Source organism: Snodgrassella sp. W8158, assembly GCF_016100435.1.
Lineage (GTDB): Bacteria > Pseudomonadota > Gammaproteobacteria > Burkholderiales > Neisseriaceae > Snodgrassella > Snodgrassella alvi.
Window position 1 is genome coordinate 903121 of record NZ_JACFSM010000001.1, and the last position, 19472, is coordinate 922592.

General features: G+C 47.3%; 17 protein-coding genes. 9 read left to right on the plus strand and 8 right to left on the minus strand.

Annotated elements, in window-relative coordinates:
- Positions 1 to 317 precede the first annotated feature (317 nt).
- From H3V11_RS04015 to H3V11_RS04030, 4 genes are read right to left on the minus strand one after another with little or no spacing between them, the layout of a single operon-like run.
- Entirely contained in the window at positions 318 to 1613 is a 1296-nt protein-coding gene (locus H3V11_RS04015) for a sulfate adenylyltransferase subunit 1 (RefSeq protein ID WP_078475206.1), read from the minus strand.
- A 7-nt stretch (positions 1614 to 1620) separates the two neighbouring features.
- Positions 1621 to 2223 (minus strand): alpha/beta hydrolase, encoded by a 603-nt coding sequence (locus H3V11_RS04020; RefSeq protein ID WP_078475207.1) that lies wholly within the window; start codon positions 2221 to 2223, stop codon positions 1621 to 1623.
- Positions 2223 to 3137 carry a sulfate adenylyltransferase subunit CysD gene (gene cysD / locus H3V11_RS04025; protein WP_078475255.1) on the minus strand — a complete coding sequence of 305 codons (915 nt, stop codon included), beginning with the start codon at positions 3135 to 3137 and terminating at the stop codon, positions 2223 to 2225. Before cysD ends, H3V11_RS04020 begins: the two co-directional genes overlap by 1 nt.
- A 56-nt stretch (positions 3138 to 3193) precedes the next feature.
- Positions 3194 to 3922: a phosphoadenylyl-sulfate reductase gene (locus H3V11_RS04030; protein WP_025331755.1), complete on the minus strand. Its 729-nt coding sequence runs from the start codon at positions 3920 to 3922 to the stop codon at positions 3194 to 3196.
- Between the two features lie 253 nt (positions 3923 to 4175).
- Here H3V11_RS04030 and cysG point away from each other — a divergent pair, with 253 nt between their 5' ends.
- A complete protein-coding gene (gene cysG, locus H3V11_RS04035) occupies positions 4176 to 5588 on the plus strand; it encodes a siroheme synthase CysG (RefSeq protein ID WP_198223695.1) in 1413 nt (470 codons plus the stop codon).
- A 70-nt stretch (positions 5589 to 5658) separates the two neighbouring features.
- Here the strand turns inward: cysG and bfr (H3V11_RS04040) are convergent, their stop codons facing one another.
- The 4 genes from bfr (H3V11_RS04040) to H3V11_RS04055 form a co-directional block, all read right to left on the minus strand.
- Positions 5659 to 6132, minus strand: coding sequence for a bacterioferritin (gene bfr / locus H3V11_RS04040; RefSeq protein WP_041880283.1), 474 nt, complete (start codon positions 6130 to 6132; stop codon positions 5659 to 5661).
- A gap of 10 nt (positions 6133 to 6142) precedes the next feature.
- A complete protein-coding gene (bfr, locus tag H3V11_RS04045; RefSeq protein ID WP_025331758.1) occupies positions 6143 to 6607 on the minus strand; it encodes a bacterioferritin in 465 nt (154 codons plus the stop codon).
- Between the two features lie 1015 nt (positions 6608 to 7622).
- Positions 7623 to 8516 (minus strand): SDR family oxidoreductase, encoded by an 894-nt coding sequence (locus H3V11_RS04050; protein WP_084551662.1) that lies wholly within the window; start codon positions 8514 to 8516, stop codon positions 7623 to 7625.
- A 187-nt stretch (positions 8517 to 8703) separates the two neighbouring features.
- Positions 8704 to 10104 carry an OmpP1/FadL family transporter gene (locus H3V11_RS04055; protein WP_174830766.1) on the minus strand — a complete coding sequence of 467 codons (1401 nt, stop codon included), beginning with the start codon at positions 10102 to 10104 and terminating at the stop codon, positions 8704 to 8706.
- 670 nt (positions 10105 to 10774) lie between these two features.
- Between H3V11_RS04055 and H3V11_RS04060 the strand changes: the two genes are divergently transcribed.
- From H3V11_RS04060 to H3V11_RS04095, 8 genes are all read left to right on the plus strand, one after another.
- Positions 10775 to 11299 (plus strand): hypothetical protein, encoded by a 525-nt coding sequence (locus tag H3V11_RS04060; RefSeq protein ID WP_174830767.1) that lies wholly within the window; start codon positions 10775 to 10777, stop codon positions 11297 to 11299.
- Positions 11300 to 11386: 87 nt separating this feature from the next.
- Entirely contained in the window at positions 11387 to 12466 is a 1080-nt protein-coding gene (apbC, locus tag H3V11_RS04065; protein ID WP_198223637.1) for an iron-sulfur cluster carrier protein ApbC, read from the plus strand.
- Positions 12467 to 12628: 162 nt separating this feature from the next.
- Positions 12629 to 14356, plus strand: coding sequence for a biotin--[acetyl-CoA-carboxylase] ligase (locus H3V11_RS04070; protein ID WP_198223638.1), 1728 nt, complete (start codon positions 12629 to 12631; stop codon positions 14354 to 14356).
- Positions 14353 to 15162, plus strand: a complete 810-nt coding sequence (locus tag H3V11_RS04075) for a hypothetical protein (protein ID WP_198211330.1) — start codon at positions 14353 to 14355, stop codon at positions 15160 to 15162. Before H3V11_RS04070 ends, H3V11_RS04075 begins: the two co-directional genes overlap by 4 nt.
- Positions 15163 to 15188: 26 nt before the next feature.
- Complete coding sequence (locus H3V11_RS04080) at positions 15189 to 16664, plus strand: lipopolysaccharide biosynthesis protein (protein ID WP_198223639.1); 1476 nt, start codon at positions 15189 to 15191, stop codon at positions 16662 to 16664.
- On the plus strand, positions 16661 to 17416 hold the full coding sequence (locus tag H3V11_RS04085) for a glycosyltransferase family 32 protein (RefSeq protein ID WP_198223640.1): 756 nt from the start codon (positions 16661 to 16663) through the stop codon (positions 17414 to 17416). Before H3V11_RS04080 ends, H3V11_RS04085 begins: the two co-directional genes overlap by 4 nt.
- Positions 17413 to 18498, plus strand: a complete 1086-nt coding sequence (locus tag H3V11_RS04090; RefSeq protein WP_198223641.1) for a stealth family protein — start codon at positions 17413 to 17415, stop codon at positions 18496 to 18498. The genes H3V11_RS04085 and H3V11_RS04090 overlap by 4 nt, the downstream gene beginning before the upstream one ends.
- 150 nt (positions 18499 to 18648) lie before the next feature.
- Positions 18649 to 19470 carry a glycosyltransferase gene (locus H3V11_RS04095; RefSeq protein ID WP_084548580.1) on the plus strand — a complete coding sequence of 274 codons (822 nt, stop codon included), beginning with the start codon at positions 18649 to 18651 and terminating at the stop codon, positions 19468 to 19470.
- The last annotated feature ends 2 nt before the right edge of the window (positions 19471 to 19472 follow it).

Here is a 19472-nt window from a genome sequence, read left to right on the forward strand (position 1 = left end):
TTAACAATTTGACTTTTTAAACTTTCAGTTTAACGTCATTTTTACATATTTTTTACACAAAAGTTTGATATAAATCTTATTCTGACATTGTATGTTTGCATTCAAAGCATCAGATATTTACCTATTAGATATTAAATATATCTGAATTTTGCCGGATAAATAATTTGAAACGACGAATAAATTTAATAAATATTATCTACAAGTTAATATATGCCAAAACAATACCAGCCTGAGTATCAGGCTGGTACCAGACAGACAGACAGAATATTAATTCTGTCTGCTTATTTTCAATAGATTAACTATTATTGAATGCGGTTTTAAGCAACAGAAACAATCATACCGGCTGCAACAGTATGGTTGGTGGCTTCATCAATCAGAATAAAGGCTCCGGCAGCGGGATTATCCTCATAAGTCGTTGCTACCACGGGTTTCTGAATACTAAGCTGTACACGGCCAATATCGTTCAGCTGCAGGCTGTCGCTGTCTTCGCGATGGTTCAGGCTTTGAACATCCAGCAGATAATCAACCTGTCTGATTTTGGCGTATACCGTCTGAGTAGTATGCTTGAACCAGTAGCGGCGGGCTGAGTTTAAGGGTTTGCTGTCGAACCAGCACACGGAAGCACTGATGGTTTTCACTGGCTGTAATGCACTATCTGCTGCCACCAGACTGTCGCCCCGGGAAACATCAACATCATCTGCCAGTACCACAGTCAGCACAGCTCCTGACTGTGCCTGCTCCACCTGACCATCAGGCGTATAAATGGCCGCTATGGCACTGGTCTGCCCTGCCGGTTCAATACGTATACGGTCGCCCACTTTCAGGGTACCTTGTTCCAGACGTCCCTGATAACCGCGAAAATCATCTGCGCTGCTGCCATCCAGCCGGGCAACCCGCTGAACAGGGAATAATGCAGGAGCAGACAGTAACTGGCTGCTGCGATTGGCAGCGGGCAGGCTTTCCAGCAAAGGCAACAGAGGCTGTCCCTGATACCATGGCATATGCGCACTGGCAGTCACTATATTGTCACCATTCAAAGCTGATATGGGTACGTAGCTGATATTGTGCAAATCCAGAGCAATAGCCAGTTCAGCATAAGCACGCTTAATGGCATTAAATTTATCTTCACTGTAATCCAGTAAATCCAGTTTGTTTACTGCCACAATAATATGCGGCGTACCCAGCAGTTTCAGAATCGCGCTATGGCGGCGGGTTTGCGGCAGTAAGGCTGGTGTATGTTCAGTGTAATCCAGACGGGTGGCATCTATAAGAATAATGGCTGCATCAGCAGTAGATGCACCTGTAACCATATTGCGTGTGTACTGCTCATGTCCCGGCGTATCAGCAATAATAAATTTACGCGCCGGCGTGGCAAAATAACGATAGGCTACATCTATAGTAATACCCTGTTCACGCTCAGCGGCAAGTCCGTCAGTTAGCTGAGCAAAATCAGGAATGCCGTCGGCGGTACGTTTGTGCTTGCCGTGATACAGCGAAGCAACCTGATCAGCCAGTAAGGACTGACTGTCAAACAGCAGTCGTCCTATCAGCGTGGATTTACCATCATCTACGCTGCCGGCAGTAATAAAACGCAATACAGAATCAGTACTCATCGGTGTCTCACTTTTTTAAGGTTGCCGCCTGTGCCAGCATCTGTTGCAGGCTGTCCCGGGCAGGTTCCAGTTTTCTGAAGCCGTCTTCTGCCATCAGATGGCCGCCATCAGGGATATACTGAATACTGCTATGCAAGGCATGGGCAATATCGTTACTGGCTGCTTCGGGAACATATGGGTCGTTAGTTGAAATAATGCTGTGAACCGGCATACTGATTTGCTGCAATACTGCAAAATCCGGCTGACTGGCATCGATATAACCATCCAGTATTTGTAGCCTGGGCAGGTGTGCGGCAAATCCGGCAACCAGAATCAGACCGCCCAGCCGTGCAGGTTTATGCCGGCTGAGAAATTGCAGCAGTGTAATAACGCCAAGACTATGACCAATCAGAAAAGTCTGTTCATCCGGCTGCCCGATAAGCTTATCCAGTGTCTGCTGCCATTGCGCTGCCTGCGGATAATCCGGCTGAGGCATAAGTGGTACGGTTACTTCTGCACCGGTTGTCCGGATCTGTGCAGCCAGCCAGTCGAACCAGTTATCCTGCGGACTGCTCTGAAAACCATGCACAATAAATATTCTGGCCGGTAATACCGTTTGTTTTTCTGTCATCAGAAATAACCTGCTTTCTTGCGCTCTTCCATCGCTGCTTCCGATACCTGATCATCCATACGGGTAGCATTACGTTCGGAAATCGTGGTTTGTGCGGTTTCAGCAATAATTTCTGCTGCTGTACTGGCTGTGCTGGCTACCGGACAGGTACAGGAAATATCGCCGACAGTCCGGAAACGCACACTGCGCACAATACTGACTTCACCTTCTTTTTTCGGTGTCAGCTCTGTTACCGGTACCAGCATATCGTTGCGCTCAACGACTTCTCGCTGATGTGCATAGTAAATCTCCGGCAAAGCAAGCTGTTCACGCGCGATATATTGCCAGATATCCAGTTCTGTCCAGTTGGAAATCGGAAAAACCCGCATATTTTCACCCGGATGCAGACGTGTATTGTACAAATCCCATAATTCGGGACGCTGGTTTTTCGGATCCCACTGACCAAATTCATCCCGAAAAGAAAAAATCCGTTCTTTAGCCCGGGCTTTTTCCTCATCCCGTCTGGCGCCGCCCATTAATGCATCAAAACCATTGGCTTCAATTGTTTCCAGCAGAGTGACGGCCTGTGCGGCATTCCGTGAATCAGTAGCCCGGCGCAGAGTAACACTGCCGCGGCGAATCGACTCTTCTACGCTGCCGACAACCAGACGTGCACCAAGGCGGCGTACGACTTCATCACGGAAAGCAATAACTTCCGGATAGTTGTGTCCGGTATCTATATGCACCAGTGTCAATGGCAGTTGCAGGCTGTGCCCCGGAATCTGAAAAGCCTTTACAGCCAGAGACAGCAGCACCACTGAATCCTTGCCGCCGGAAAACAGTAATGCCGGATTGCGTGCTTCGGCCACTACTTCGCGGATAATATAAATAGATTCAGCTTCCAGCCAGTCCAGATGTTTGTCTTGAATACTCATGATATTCCCGTTACGGGCACAGACCATTCTGTCTGCAACCCTGAGTTGATTTCAGCTTATTTATGTAAACCACATTCTTTACTGTCCTGACTTTCCCACCACCAGCGTCCGGCACGAATGTCTTCACCTGCTTTTACTGGGCGGGTACAGGGTTCACAGCCGATACTGGGATAACCTTGCTGATAAAGGGCATTAACCGGTAACTGCTGCTGCCGGGCATATGCCCATATTTCAGTTTCCAGCCATTCAGCCAGAGGATTATATTTAGCCATGCCGTGCACCTGATCCTGTTCTGCCAGAGCCAGAGCCGTACGTGTTGCCGACTGCTCACGCCTTTGTCCGGTTATCCAGGCATCAGCCTGACTCAGAGCACGACCAAGCGGTTCGATTTTGCGGATATGACAGCATTCACGCCTCAGTGCAACACTGTCATAAAAAGCCAGTTTGCCGTGAGTGGCGATATATGCATTAACAGCGTGTTCATCTGGCCGGTATTCCGCAATATGAATACCCCAGTGCTGACGCACTGCCCCGAGCAAGCTCAGTGTTTCACTGTTCAATGCACCAGTATTAAGCGTAAATACTTCAATAGGCAGCTGTTCGCGGGCAATCACATCAGTAATGACCATGTCTTCAACCGCCAGACTGGAAGCAAATTTAACATGGTGATGCTGCTGTGCAATCTGCTGCAAGCGTGTTGTCAGCTCGGTTGTCAGAGCTGGCAGGCGGCCGGTGGCAGCCGCATCATGCGGAGGAGTCCACAAACGGGGACGCAACATGGTTATCACTATCCTGAATGCACAAATTATTAATGACAGTAATTGTTTAACCGGATTACTGTCTGAATAGCACAAATAGTAACAAGTGCAGCCGGCATGGAGGAAAGAATAAAAATTTCTTTCTTTATAACCAAACTTCCGGTCACTGATGCTGCTGTTACAGATATAACTGCCAACGCTTTGGTTAGAAAAAATGCTTCTTTTTCATCCGGGCACCGGCGCTTATAAGATAGCGTATAAACAACAACGACAAGTCAGCATGAATCACTACCCGATTTTTACCCAACTACACCAGCGTAAGGTATTACTGGTGGGTGGCGGCCACGTAGCCGAACGCAAAGCCGGTGCTTTATTAGAGGCAGGTGCGCATCTGCTGGTCGTCGCACAGCAGACTACAGCCAGATTTAAAGAATGGTTTGACCGGCAACAGGCTGAACATATAAGTACCGAATTCAGCCCTGATTTATTAAACGGTATTTTTCTGGTGATTGCCGCAACCAGCGATCATGCGCTTAACCGGCGTATTTTTCAGGCAGCCGAAGCAGCAGCCACTTTCTGCAACTGCGTAGACCAGCCTGATTGCTGCTCATTTATTGTACCGGCACTGATTGACCGCAATCCGATACAGGTAGCGGTAAGCAGCAGTGGTCATGCACCTGTGCTAGCGCGGCTGATTCGTCAGCAAATCGAATTATTACTGCCCTTTTCTATCGGACGGGCAGCGGCGATGGCCGGACGCTGGCGCAAACGAGTCAAAGCCACACTGCACAACATGAGCGAACGCAGGCGTTTCTGGGAATATCTGTTTGAACACAGTCGTTTTAACCAGCATATTGCCCGTGGTGATGAATTTGCAGCAGAAACACTGCTGCAACAACAATTGACACAGCATCAGCCTTTGCCACAGGGCGAAGTTACTCTGGTCGGAGCCGGCCCGGGCGATGCCGGTCTGCTGACCCTGCATGCTTTACAGGCGATACAGACAGCAGATGTGGTGTTATATGATGCACTGGTTTCAGCAGAAGTACTGGATCTGGTCAGGCGTGATGCATTAAAAATCAGTGTAGGCAAACGTTGCGGACACCATCAGGTACAGCAACAGCAAACCAATGAATTACTGGTACAGTGGGCGCAGCAGGGAAAACGCGTTGTGCGTCTGAAAGGCGGTGATCCGTTTATATTCGGTCGTGGCGGAGAAGAATGTGCCATATTGCAGGCTGCTGAGATTCCGTTTCGGATTATTCCGGGTATCAGTGCCGGTCTGGGAGCAACTGCCTATGCCGGTATTCCGCTAACCCATCGTGATTATGCTCAGAGTGTATTATTTATTACCGGCCATCAGCAGCTGGCCGACCAGCCTTATGGCTGGCAGACACTCGCCCGTAACCGGCAGACACTGGTTATTTACATGGGTACGCTGAAAGCGGCTGAAATCAGCAGACAACTCATTAACCACGGACGTGCTGCCGATACACCGGTTGCGATTATCTCTCATGGTACAATGTCCAGCCAGAGTGTCTTAACCGGCAGACTGCATCAGCTGGCCGATCTGGCTCAACAGGCTGATACACCAGCTCTGATGGTTATCGGTGAAGTAGTACAGTTACGGGAGCAACTGGCATGGTTTAAACAGATGGATAACCAATCTGTTGCCAGTGAAGCTGCTGCATAGAAATTAATCATTTCTCCGGCTGAAAAAACAACACGTTCGCAAACGTGTTGTTTTTTCATTCAGGCAAGTATCAGTCTGCCTGCGCTGCGGTCTGGGCATAATTAGCCAGACCAACTTCTTCAATCAGGTCTAGCTGTGTTCCCAGCCAGTCCAGATACTCTTCATTTACCGCTTTTTGCTGTTCAAGCAAATCACGGGAGACAAAATCCAGCTGGTTTTCACATACTGCAATGGCATCAGCCAGTGCCACATGTTTTGCCTGTTCTGCCTGCTGGTCACATTGCAGAATTTCGATGATATTTTCGCCAACCAGAATTTTGCCGTATTCCTGTAAATTTGGCAGTCCTTCCAGCAGCAGAATACGTTCAATCAGTGCATCCGCACTTTTCATATCGCGAATCGAATGTTTGTATAATGCCTCACCCAGTTCGGCAAAACCCCAGTTACGTAATATCCGTGCATGTAAAAAATACTGATTGATAGATACCAGCAGCAGACCCAGATTTTTATTCAATGCCTGTAAGGCCAGACGATCACCCTGCATATCTTTCTCCTTACAGCTGGCTTTGCAGATAATTCGGCAAACCCATTATTTCAATCTGGCGTAACTGTTGCTCCAGCCAGTGGGCATGGTCTTCTTCAGTATCTTTCAGCTGTGTCACCAGAAACTGCCGGGTGACATAGTCCTGTTCCTGCTCACACAGCTTAATTGCATCTTTCAGATTCTGGCGTACACAAAGTTCTGTTGCCAGATCATTTTCAAGCATACTAATCACATCAGTACCGACATTAATTGCATCCGGTACCATTTCCGGTTTGCCATTGAGCATCAGAATACGGTGAATAAACTGGTGAGCATGATCGGTTTCTTCCTGCATCTCATGGTCTATACGCTGAAAAAGCTTCATATAGCCCATATCTTCATACATGCGTGAATGCGCAAAATACTGGTCACGTGCGGCCAGCTCTCCTGCCAGTAACCGGTTTAAACAATCCAGTACAACTTTTTTGCCTTCCATGTCTGTTTCCTTTTTACTCAAAACTCTTCTGCTAATTCGTCCAGACAGGCATGCTCAATCACTAAACAGTCGTCAACAAACCGCCCTGACTCATTTGCCGTCATAGCCTGAACGTCATTCATAGAATTTTATTTATTAATTTATCGTTGCCGGTATCATCAGCAGATTAGACGATGCACTGACATCGCGCAGTCATTTATACGGGGAAAAATATTCTAAAATAATATCTTTACAGTCTTGGGTTGCAGACTATCACTAGCCCGCAACCCGACTCCCCTCTAAATAGTTGTATTAACAAAGCAATAAATTCTGCACAATCATCAATACAACCATTCAGGGTTATCATAACATTAAATTAAATAACTATTTTTAATCTAAATAAAACTAATTTTCATAATAATTTGATAAAATATTCTCAATTTAGCAAAATATTAAATAAAAACATAGCTTTATAACAATAATAGTTATCACCATCTATTAAGCTGTTGTAAACAACCTGAAATAGCCATTTAATTTATAAAATATTTATAAAATTTAACTTATTTTCACTATTTATTTTTATTTTTACAGCTACATACCCATAATTTTATCAGTTAGTTATCCATGTAAAACATAACTATTCGCATTTATTATCGGAGCAGAATATACCAATAAAATAAATACTGCTTAGTATCAAAATTTATGAAAATAAAATAGTTTACCTGAAAGATAGGCAATGTCCGAAACTTCAATATTGAAGCAATTTGTTTAATACAAGGCTAATACAGTCAATTAGTAGTTATTTACAGATACAGGGTAATACTCCTGACCAGAATACAAGAATCATACCGGATGACTTTTGAAAATGATGACTATAGTCTGTCAAATAAATACTGGCTGGTCAGAAGAAAGCAGAAAATCCGTCTGTAATTAACAAAAAATCCATACCGGAATTTAAGCTCTCCGGCTGATAAATAATCAGAGCGGAAAAAAATTTCGGTACGGATTAATACAGATTACGGTTTAAAGTACTGGCTTACAGCACAATACCACCAGTTACTCCGTATACCTGTGCTGTCACATAGCTGGATTCTTCAGACATTAAGAAAACATAGGTAGATGCTAGTTCGGCAGGCTGTCCGGCACGACCAAGTACTGATTCACTCTGACCGAATTTCGGAATAGCTTCAGGAGGCTGACCACCGGTAATTTCCAGTGCAGTCCAGATTGGGCCGGGAGCCACAGAATTAACCCGGATACCTTTGGCGGCAACCTGTTTAGCCAACGCCTGAGTAAAAGCCACAATTCCGGCTTTAGTAGTGGCATAGTCGACCAGATTCGGGCTAGGCTGATATGCCTGTACAGAGCTGGTCGTCACAATAGTGGCACCGGCTGGCAAGTGCGGCATAGCAGCCTGAATCACCCAGAACAGGGAAAAAATATTCACTTCAAAAGTCTTTTTCAACTGTTCAGTGCTGATATCACAGAAACGCTCTACCGCAGTCTGTTTACCAGCCACTAAAGTCAAACCATCAAGGCCGCCCAGCTCAGTATGAGCTTTTTCAACCAGCTGTTTGCAAAAATGCTCGTCACTCAAATCACCGGGTATGCACACCACCTTACGGCCGGCTTCCTGTGCCAGAGCAGCAACCTGTTTGGCATCCTCTTCTTCAGCTGGCAAATAATTAATGGCCAGATCGGCACCTTCGCGTGCATAAGCGATAGCAGCAGCACGACCAATACCTGAATCGGCACCAGTTACCAGAATTTTACGGCCGTGCAAACGACCATGACCTTCATAGCTTCTTTCACCGCAATCCGGCACCGGATCCATTCTGCTCTGCAAGCCTGGTGCAGGCTGATGCTGTTTAGAAAAATCCTGATGGTAGTACTTGGTTCTTGGATCTTGTAAACCTTCTTGATGCTTCATAATACATCTCCTTGTTTAACAATGCTTTATCCAAAATGGAACAGCTGAACCATCATACGACAGATTAGTACACAACAAAGAAAAGTATCTGTAATTTATGTCAATATTCTAGTTAAAGTTTATTAATCTCAATGGCTTAAAAAAACAATAATCAAACAATGACATCAAGCAGCCATCCGGACAGATTTCAGAACCGGTAAGTATACGAAACACCGGCAATATGCGCATTCGAACGATAATCAGCTTCACCGCGCACATTGCTTGATACATGTGTTCCTTCATCCTGCTGATTCATATGTGTATGCTGAATATGCAGATAAGCATACGATACCGCTACCGTATTCTTTTTATCCACATCATACTTAAATCCGGCACCAAACAGCCAGCGGTTACCATCAGGAATAGTAGACAGACGCGAAGAAGCACTGCGTACTGGCGACTGGTCATAATTCACGCCGAAACGCCACTGCAAATGCGGATTCTGCTGATAGGAAGCACCCAAGCCAACCGCATAAGTATCACGCCAGTTTGTGGCAATATGAGTGGTATTCGAAGTAGCACCATGTACCGGATCAATTGCCTTATCATTCTCAAATTTAATATCCAGAGCATGCAGACGTGAAGAACGCGTCCAGCTCACATTGCTGAAAACATTCCACTGCGGATTGACCTTCCACATACCGTGTACAGATACTACTTCCGGCGTAGTAATCTGTACCTGTGCACCTTCCAGAGCCTTAAAGCCAAACTGCTCAAACAGCGGGGCATAGTTTTCTGCAAATTTGCCCATAGGTTTCCAGCGCGCAGTACCGTGCAAATGCTGATTAATCTTCGAACGATAGCTCACACCTACCCGGACATCATCATTAATGTCCCATAACCAGCCGGCATTAAAACCATAGCCCCAGTCATTACCCTTGACTGTTGCGCGTGCATCAAATGCGCCCGGAGCTTTCTGATGTAATACAGATTGCGGTATTCCCGACTGTGCACTGCCTACCGGCGTAAAATCCGCATATTTCTGTACTTCTGCATGCAGGTATTGCGCAATCAGCCCCACACCCAGTGAATGTCTGTCATTAATTTTATAGGCAACAGCCGGATTAATATTCAATGCCTTTACGTTGGTTTTATTTACGTTATAGCGCAATACTGAATCAGAACTGTCATTGGTTCTGGCCGCATACGGAATATATACCCCAAGTCCCATACCCCATCTGTCGTTCAGGCGATGGGAAAAATACAGCTGCGGCACCAATTGCGCAGTATTGGCAATATTGCCATGCTCAGGTCCCTGTACAGCCGCACCGTCTGAAAATGTCCCACGGGCATTACTGTATTTAATATCGGGCTTAATCACAAACAGATTAGTATCAAGCTGGGTGCCATCCAGATACGTCAATCCGGCAGGATTATTGACAATTGTTGCCGCATCGGCCGCTTCAGCAGCAGCTGCATTACCGGTTCCAACAGCTGTTACCGACTGTAATCCCAAATGATATCCTGAAGCATATACAGGAGAAACAACTACCGCAGTACTGATTAACACCGCACTTATTTTCATCACAACTGGCAAATGTCTTGTCATTGTGTTTTTTCTCAAACGCATAAAATAAAAAAAGACCTTAATTAAAGGTCAGAAAATAAATAAAAATATTCAGTAAAATTTCAAATTAGCAAAATTTGAGTGTTTATTCTAACTTAAAAAGATAAATAATGCTGATAGATAATCTTTACAATTATTCAAATAGATTAAATTTTTTATAATTGAATACAAGTAATTTTCATTCAAATTGCATAAAAAATGCAAATAAAAATTATTATTTTTCAAAGATATAATATTACCGATATCAGAGATATGCACAGATTAAAACCGGTCAGACAAACAAGAGAACTAAATGCATAATAAATTAAATAACAACAAAATTGTATTATTCAGAATGAATTTGAAACATATTTGCCCGATATCATGTTCAGTTTGCTTATACATGACTGACCATTATTTCTGGCTGGTAAGCAAACCACAGATAAACAGATAACTAATGATTACCTGAAAATGAATACCGGGCATTTCGCAGTGCCTCACACTAGCGCTTCATTATTCCGCCATCAATATTTGCCCGATTTTGCAATTATTAATTATTTTTTATATAGCAGTTTCAGCATTTATTAGCAAAAATATCCGGCTACCAGCCATTTACAGTGACCAGTGCCAGTGGTTACACTGTCGTATTATTGATTTCCACGGCTGCATAACAATGTTTCAACGTTTGAAACGTACCTGGCCACTATTACTGTTATGGCTGGATCTGATTTACAGTTTCATACTGAATATTGTTGCCAGTATTTCAATGGAACAGACGCCAGTACCACGCAACAGTTTACCGGTATCACCAGACATTGCCTTTAGCTGGTTACAGGTAATCGCCAACGGCGGTATGGTATTCATTCTCAGCCTGGCTTTTCGTACACTGCTACAGTTAAACCGCGCAGTACAGCAACAGCAGATATGGCCTCTGACATTGCTCAGAACAGCTGCGCTGCTGATTGTACTGGCATTTAGTTTACCTGCATGGTGGCAATGGTCATGGGCATTATGGTCACTTGCACATGGACAGCTGGTTATAGACTGGCATAATCTGCATTACCTCATCGTTTCCATACTGTTACTTTATCCTGCCCCTCTGTGTCTGCGTTTACTCTGGATCCGCAGCCGGCAGCAGCACAGCAAAGCTGGCTCCGGCAGCTCTGCTGAATCTGAAAACACCCAGCCACCAACCTGATTATTCACTACCGTCTTAAGCAAATACTGGCTGCAGACCAAATAGGGTAAAATATGCGCCGGAAATACAGTTGCGGACTTAATTTGTATGAACACACAATCCATTACCGCCTTACTTAACACAATATCTATTCCGGACAGTAACCGTACACTGGGCAGTGAAAAAGCCCTGAGTAATGTTACCGTCGCCAGTGACGGCATTCATCTGGATCTTACTTTTCCCTATCCGGTTGCCCATCTGATTGACGAACTGCAACAGCGTATTGATCAGGCCATTACCACTGAATTCGGTGACACACCATTATTTGTTCAGGTACAACTGGCGATAGGCAAACATAAAGTGCAGCCCGGTGTGCAAACCATTGCCGGCGTCAAAAATATTATTGCGGTTGCCTCAGGTAAAGGCGGTGTGGGCAAATCGACTACCAGTGCTAATCTGGCAATTGCCCTGAGCCGCATGGGTGCTCGTGTCGGCGTCCTTGATGCTGATATTTACGGCCCCAGCCAGCCTACCATGCTCGGTGTCGCCGGCCTTGAACCGCGTCAGTATCAAGATAAGCTGATTCCGGTCATGGCTGCCGGTGAAATTCAGGTGATGTCCGTTGGTTTTCTGGTTGATACTGATCAGGCAGTTATCTGGCGCGGCCCGATGGTTAGTCAGGCTTTACAGCAGCTTCTGTTTCAGAGCCAGTGGGATGATGTCGATTATCTGATTATCGACTTACCCCCCGGTACAGGCGATATCCAGCTGACACTGGCACAGAAAATTCCGGTTACCGGTGCGGTTGTAGTGACCACACCGCAGGATATAGCACTGATTGATGCGCGCAAAGCAGTCAATATGTTCCAGAAAGTCAATATTCCCATTTTCGGCGTACTTGAAAACATGTCGGTGCATATCTGCTCTAACTGCGGCCATACCGAATCTATTTTCGGACAGAATGGCGGTAAACAGCTTGCTGATAAACTCGGTGTTCCCCTGCTGGGTCAGCTACCGTTAACAATGGCTGTACGTGAGGCCATGGATAACGGTACCGCCGGCATACTGGCAGAGCAGCAGCCGCAAATAGCCGGCTTGTATGAACAGGCTGCATGGCAGCTGGTGCAGGCACTGGCAGATCAGGGTAAAGACTATAGCCGGCGTTTCCCCAAAATTGTGGTCGAATAAACCTGCACAGCCAAATACATTTACCGAACCATGCGATAATATTAACAACGGTTGTGACTGCACGGCCGTTTTAACAGCCTGTCTGCATCCGGCGCAGCCGTCAGACACAGCAAATTGAATTTAACCTGTTGTAACCAATGACACCCTTGGTGATGCCATTTTATGAACACACCGTTTTGGCCGTTACTGGCCTTGCTTGCCGATGGTCTGGCACATGAAGTCCAGACACTGGCAGGCATTCTGAATAAAAAAATACCGCAGCTCAATGCAGCATGGCAGGATATGCCTGCCCATATCCAGAATCTGCTGCGTCAGCGCAATGGTGTCTGGCAGCTAACTAAAACTCTGGCATTAATACCGGAACACATCTTCAATACCAGTGCCCGTCAGTACGGGTTTAATCCGCAGCTGCTGGAGCAGACCACATCGACCAACAGCGTCCTGCTGGAGCAATTGCGCTATGCACCGGTAAATACAGCGCCGCAAATCTGTCTGGCTTATGAGCAGACTGCCGGACGCGGACGTCAGGGCAAATCATGGCAAAACCGTATCGGTGACTGCCTTATGTTCAGCCTGAGCTGGTCATTTAAGCGGCCTCAGGCAGAGCTTGGCGGTCTGGCGCTGGTAGTAGCGCTGGCTGTCGCACAAACTTTACGCGAACTCGGTGTAACGGCACAAATTAAATGGCCGAATGATCTGATGCTGGATAAAAACAAACTTGGCGGCATCCTGATTGAAACCATAGCGCAACAGAATCAGACCACTGCTGTTATCGGTATCGGCATCAATTTCAGTCTGCCCGATCAGGTAGGCACAGCCGCAGCTATTCTGTCTCTTCTGCCACATGCACAGGTAACACAGATTTTTCAGGGTGTTCTGGCCAAACTGGCACAATATCTGCCTCTGTTTGACCAGACCGGGCTAGAATCGTTTCTTAATGATTACAACCAGCTGCATCGGGATCAGGGACAAATAGTCCATCTCTTGGCCAACGGCAAGACCATTGCCGAAGGTACCGTTAACGGGATTGCAGCATCGGGGGCTTTATTGCTGCAAACTGCCGACGGAGAACGCAGTTTCGTCACCGGTGAAATCAGCCTGCGCCCGGGGACTGCACAGAATCAGGTACAAGCCAATAACAGAAAACGCTATCTGTTACTGGATGCCGGCAACAGCAAACTCAAATGGGCATGGGTAGAAAACGGCTGCATACTGGGTTATGGCAAAGCAGCCTACTACGACCTGAAGCCCCTGATACAGGACTGGACCAGACAAGGGGCCGGCGTACAGCGCATTATCGGCTGTGCTGTCTGTGGAGAAGCCCGCCAGCAGCAAATCGCTGGTATTCTGCCACTGCCAGTACAGTGGCTGCCTTCCATGCCGGAAGCACTCGGCATCTCTAATCATTACCGCAATCCGGCCGAACATGGTGCCGACCGCTGGTTTAATCTCATCGGCAGCCGGCGCTACAGCCGTCAGGCCTGTGTTGTAGTCAGCTGTGGTACAGCTGTCACAGTAGATGCCCTTACCGACACCAACCATTATCTTGGTGGCAGTATCCTGCCGGGTTTTTATTTAATGAAAGAGGCATTATCGCGGCGCACTGCTAACCTTAACCGGCCGCTGGGCAAACCATACGCTTTTGCCACCACCACTCCGAATGCCATGGCCAGCGGCATTATGGACGCAGTCTGCGGGGCTATTGTGCTGATGCATGCGCGCCTGCAACAGAAAATCGGTGCCGGCAAACCTGTCGACATTATTATTACCGGCGGTGGTGCCAATAAAGTGGCTCAGGCACTCCCTAATACATTTGTCTTAGACAACCGCATTGAAATTGTGGATAATTTAGTGATTTACGGTTTACTAAACTGGGTTGAATACGCATGAAATGGCTGTTTGCAATTTTGGTAGCACTCAATATCATTGTTTTTGGCAGCATGATAGCAGGGAAACTGGTACATAGTAATTCTGGTGCACCTGCTGCAGCCAGTGCCGCCAGCCCTGAAACAGAAGCTATTGCACCAGCCAGTCCGGATATCAGTGTACGGCAGGCAACAGAAACTGAAACTGTTGCCAGCAGCAATACAACAGCGGCTAAAGCTGCCAGCAAAACAGAAACCACTGCTGCGCCCAAAACAACTACTGCCGCTACTACTAATGCTTCCGACAACACTGACAAACAGCCTGCTGCTCCGGCCAATACCTGTACTGCCACTGTTACCCTGCCGGAAGACGATTTTCATCGTATCAAAGGCCTGCTTACTCACTGGCCGTTTACCACCAGCCGCTTTATAGAACAGGTCAGCGCTCCGGCCAAAACCCGTCAGACAGCTGCTCCTACCCGCTACATGGTTGCCCTCTCTTCCGGTAATGACAGCAGTATACGTGCCCGTCTGCAGGAACAGGGATTTGACTACGGTGTTAATCAGGGTAAAGTCAGCCTTGGCGTATTTAACCGCCGTGAAGATGCAGAAGGCCTGATGGCGCGAGCCAAAATGCAGGGATTCAGTGACGCCTTTATCACCACATTGGGCGGTAGCAGCGACAGTGACAGCCAGTCATCCGGCGGTTCCGCTACCAGCATTGCCAAAATGCGCGTTGTATTCAGTGGTGTAGACAACTCAGCTATGCAGGACATCAACGCCATTACCGGTCGTTACGGCCGGATGCAGCGTAGTGGTAAATGTCATTAAGCCGGCACCTATCCGCTTAAATATTCATGAGTACCCGTGCAGTTATCCTGAAAAACATATCCGCTAATCTGCTGCTGCAACTGATAACTGCACTGGGCGGATTCATCCTGCCGCCGTTAATTGTTGTAACCTATGGTTCAGCAACCAACGGTATGCTGGCCTCTATCAAACAGTTTATTGCCTACCTGACTTTACTGGAGGCTGGCATCGGTGCAGCTGCCGTCGTAGCCCTTTATCAGGCGCTGACTGCACAGGATAACCAGCTGCGTAACCGCATTCTCGCAGCCGCCCATCACTTTTACCGCATCTCCGGCTGGCTGTTTGCCGTCGCATTACTGATACTGGCTATCCTGTTTGCCTGGCTTACCCACACCGAAATCAGTGCCAGCCTTACCTTTTACATGGTACTGATAATGGGTGCCGTGAATATTCTGGATTTTTTCTTTTTCGGCAGCTACCGTGCCTTACTTACTGCCGACCAGAAAACCTATATCATCTCCGCCATTCAGGCAGGCAGCATCTTCGTTAACATCGTCGTATGCTACTGGCTGATCCGTAACGGCTATAGTATTCTGACTGTTCAGTTTATCTCTACCCTGATACAGGCAAGTAAATTTCTGTTGTACCGTCACTATGTAAAACACCACTATCACAATCTGAACCAGCATTACGACAAACATAACGCGTATAAGCTGCAACAAACATGGGATGCCCTAACCCATCAGCTAACCGGTCTGCTGATATTCAGCTCACCGCTGGTACTGATTACTTTTTTCCTGTCCCTGAAAGACGCCAGCATCTACGCCGTTTATGCGTTGATTTTCGGCGCCATCAAAATGGCCTTGCAATCACTCTCACAAGGCATGCAGGCTATTTTTGGTCATAGCCTTACCACAGATATCCAGCGCACCCGTCAGAATTTCTGCCGCTATAATCGTCTCTTTATGTGCTTTCTGGGCTGGGTCTATACATGCACTGGCCTGTTGCTGGCGCCCTTTATTCAGCTTTATACCCGTAATATGACCGATGCCAACTACCATCAGCCCATGCTGGCTGCCCTGTTTTTACTGGTAGGCATTATTGAAAACAGCCGTATTCCGAGTATGACCATGATCATGGCAGCCGGTCGCTACAAAGACACTAAACCACAGGCATTGATCGAAGCTGCTCTGAACATTACCTGCTCAGTATGTTTTATACAGATATGGGGCAGTGCCGGGATTTTGCTTGCAGCACTGATATCATTTCTTTACCGCAGCAGTGAAATGGTACATTACACCAGCAAACACATTCTGTCCCTGCCCTGCACCCGTGCCTATCTGCTGTGGCTGACAGTTTTTGCTACCATCGCCATTATCCTCACTATTGGCTGGCATCCGGTAAACAGCATCAGTGTACATACCTTTATCGATTGGATTAAACTTGGCTTTATTACCGGTCTGAGCACCGCCATACCCTTTGGCATCCTGTTAATTCTGATTTATCGCCGGCCTGCCCAATGATACCCAAACTGATTCACTATTGCTGGTTCGGACCTCAGCCACTGCCTGCCGCCACCCGACAATATATTGCCAGCTGGCGCCAGTTTCTGCCCGATTACCAAATTCAGCTGTGGAACGAACACAATTTTGACTATCAGGCTAACGCTTACACCCGTTCAGCCTATGCTGCCGGAAAATATGCCTTTGTAGCCGATGTCTGCCGTATTCAGGCACTTTATCAGCATGGCGGCATCTATCTGGATACCGATGTGCAGATGATTGCCTCATTCGACCCGTTTCTGCACCATCACTGCTTCACCGGTTTCGAACAGGGCATGAATCCCTATACCCGCGAGCTTACCTGTAACCCTCAGGCCGGCGTAATGGGCTGTGAAGCCGGCAGCATTCTTATGCAGGATATCTGGCAACAGTATCAGAATCTTGAATTCAATCCGCAGCAGCTTATTACCATCAACCAGTTATTTAAACAAATATACCAAAAGCACGGAATTATCCTTAACGATCAGCGACAGGAAGTTCCCGGCTATGTCTGCGTTTATCCAAGTGATTACTTCATGGCCAAAAATGCCTATACCCATGAACTGAACCGTACTGCTAATACTGTCTGCATTCATCACTACGACGGTACATGGCTTAATGACAGTAAAGGCATCAACCGGCTCAAACGCAGAATCCTGAACACTCTGCGTACTACACTTGGCGCCCGTAACAGCCAGAAACTGATCGCGCTGCTCAAACGGAAAAACCGATGAACACCAGTACTGACAATACCCCGATTGATTTTGTTCTGCCATGGGTAGACAACAGCGATCCGGACTGGCTGGCTGCAAAAAACCACTATCAGCCACAGCATCAGGGACACAGTGACGCGACCAGTAATAACCGTTATCAGGATTTCGGCACCCTGCGTTATGTACTGCGCTCCATTGAAAAAAACTGCCCGTGGTATCACAAAATTTATCTGATAACTGCTGATCAGCAACCGTCATGGCTGAAAACCAGCCATCCGAAAATCGAAATTGTCAGCCACCGGCAACTGTTTATCCGCCCGCAGAATCTGCCAGTATTCAATTCCTCAGCTATCGAAATGAATCTGGTTAACCTTAAAGACCTGAGTGAACAATTTGTTTACCTTAACGACGACACCGTCATTCTGCGTCCTGTCCCGCGTGAGCGGCTGTTTCAGCACGGGCTGCCGGTAGACTTTCTCTGTCATGGCTGGCTAAAGCGCGGCAGCCTGTTTCGCCGTCTGCGCGGCCGCAACAGCTGGGTAGATGCACTGAATAACAATATTGCCCTGATTAACCGCCTGTATCAGCCGGCCTCACTGAATAAACAGCAATTATTTGCCCATAGCTACAGTTTGCGTGAAAAATTCAGCAATTTCCTGCTCAAATACCTTTACCGCCATTATTTCTGGTTTGCTCACTGGCATCTGCCCCAGCCTTACACCCGCAGTACCCTGCAACAGGTTTATCAGCACTTCGAACCGGAAATACTTGCCAGTACCGCAAACCGCTTCCGCGCCGGTAACGACCTCACCATCTACCTTAATCGCTACTGGCAACTGGCCAGTGGTGCATTCATACCCCAAAAACATAACGACGGCTTCGTGCGCAACATCAGCAACATCACCGAACTGAATAACGCTATCCATTATCTGCATCACCACCCGGAAATCCGTTTTGTCTGTCTCAACGATACCTGCACCAGCAACAACAGTACCGAACTGGCACAACTGCACGCTGCTCAAAGTGCATTTTACGAGCACTACCTGCCCGATCCGGCCTCATTTGAACAAAACAGCCAGCAGCCATCATCACAGTATAAATAGATATAAATGTAAAAAAAACAGCAACTATCTTTGATGTAACAGCATAAACCTGCACCCGTCGTCATCTGAGAGGCACCTGCCTGCATTGTTGCGATATAATAAACAAATCTTGACAAACTATTAGCATAGGCATCCATCACTGCCACAACCATGAAAACGCGCCCTTTTTCCGTTCTGCTTTCCTTATATGCACAGGAACATCCCGACTGGCTCAGCGCCTGTCTGGAAAGCCTGTGTACGCAGAGCATACAGGCCGACGAAATCATCATGGTACTGGATGGTGCCGTAGGTACTGAACTGCATAGCGTACTGAACAGCTATCAGACCCGGCTGCCTCTGAAAATCGTCCCCCTGCCGCAACACGTCGGTCTCGGACATGCCCTTAATGCCGGACTGGAACATTGCCGGCATGAATGGATCATGCGCATGGATACTGACGACATCTGCGCACCCGGACGGTTTGAATACCAGTGGGCATATATCCTGGAAAACCCCGATATCGCCCTGTTCAGCGGGCAGATAGCTGAATTCAGCACAACCCCGGAACTAAGCGGCACAGTCAGACAGGTACCTCTTACAGACAGTGCTATCCGCCATTATGCTCAGTGGCGCAACCCGATTAATCACATGGCTGCGGCCTACCGTAAAAGTGCAGTACAGGCCGTAGGCGGCTATCAGCATCACCAGTGGATGGAAGATTACAACCTGTGGCTGCGCCTGCTGGCGGCCGGCTATCAGGCAGCAAACCTGCCGGAAACCCTCGTATATGCCCGTGCCGGCCACAACATGCATGCCCGCCGGCGCGGGCTGCGCTACCTTCGCAGCGAATGGCAGCTGCTGCGTCTAAAACACCGCCTCAAAAGCCAGCCATTGCTGCCGGCACTAAGCTGTTTTGCCCTGCGCGGCAGCAGCCGTCTGCTGCCCACCAGCCTGCTGGGCAACCTCTACCAACATTTGCGCCTGAACAAATAAAA

Bases quoted from the DNA above. Each gene is read 5' to 3' on its own strand.
- H3V11_RS04015 (WP_078475206.1), bottom strand. From the start codon at position 1,613: ATGAGTACTGATTCTGTATTGCGTTTTATTACTGCCGGCAGCGTAGAT.
- H3V11_RS04020 (WP_078475207.1), bottom strand. From the start codon at position 2,223: ATGACAGAAAAACAAACGGTATTACCGGCCAGAATATTTATTGTGCAT.
- cysD (WP_078475255.1), bottom strand. From the start codon at position 3,137: ATGAGTATTCAAGACAAACATCTGGACTGGCTGGAAGCTGAATCTATT.
- cysG (WP_198223695.1), top strand. From the start codon at position 4,176: ATGAATCACTACCCGATTTTTACCCAACTACACCAGCGTAAGGTATTA.
- bfr (WP_041880283.1), bottom strand. From the start codon at position 6,132: ATGCAGGGTGATCGTCTGGCCTTACAGGCATTGAATAAAAATCTGGGT.
- bfr (WP_025331758.1), bottom strand. From the start codon at position 6,607: ATGGAAGGCAAAAAAGTTGTACTGGATTGTTTAAACCGGTTACTGGCA.
- H3V11_RS04050 (WP_084551662.1), bottom strand. From the start codon at position 8,516: ATGAAGCATCAAGAAGGTTTACAAGATCCAAGAACCAAGTACTACCAT.
- H3V11_RS04055 (WP_174830766.1), bottom strand. From the start codon at position 10,104: ATGACAAGACATTTGCCAGTTGTGATGAAAATAAGTGCGGTGTTAATC.
- H3V11_RS04060 (WP_174830767.1), top strand. From the start codon at position 10,775: ATGTTTCAACGTTTGAAACGTACCTGGCCACTATTACTGTTATGGCTG.
- apbC (WP_198223637.1), top strand. From the start codon at position 11,387: ATGAACACACAATCCATTACCGCCTTACTTAACACAATATCTATTCCG.
- H3V11_RS04070 (WP_198223638.1), top strand. From the start codon at position 12,629: ATGAACACACCGTTTTGGCCGTTACTGGCCTTGCTTGCCGATGGTCTG.
- H3V11_RS04075 (WP_198211330.1), top strand. From the start codon at position 14,353: ATGAAATGGCTGTTTGCAATTTTGGTAGCACTCAATATCATTGTTTTT.
- H3V11_RS04080 (WP_198223639.1), top strand. From the start codon at position 15,189: ATGAGTACCCGTGCAGTTATCCTGAAAAACATATCCGCTAATCTGCTG.
- H3V11_RS04085 (WP_198223640.1), top strand. From the start codon at position 16,661: ATGATACCCAAACTGATTCACTATTGCTGGTTCGGACCTCAGCCACTG.
- H3V11_RS04090 (WP_198223641.1), top strand. From the start codon at position 17,413: ATGAACACCAGTACTGACAATACCCCGATTGATTTTGTTCTGCCATGG.
- H3V11_RS04095 (WP_084548580.1), top strand. From the start codon at position 18,649: ATGAAAACGCGCCCTTTTTCCGTTCTGCTTTCCTTATATGCACAGGAA.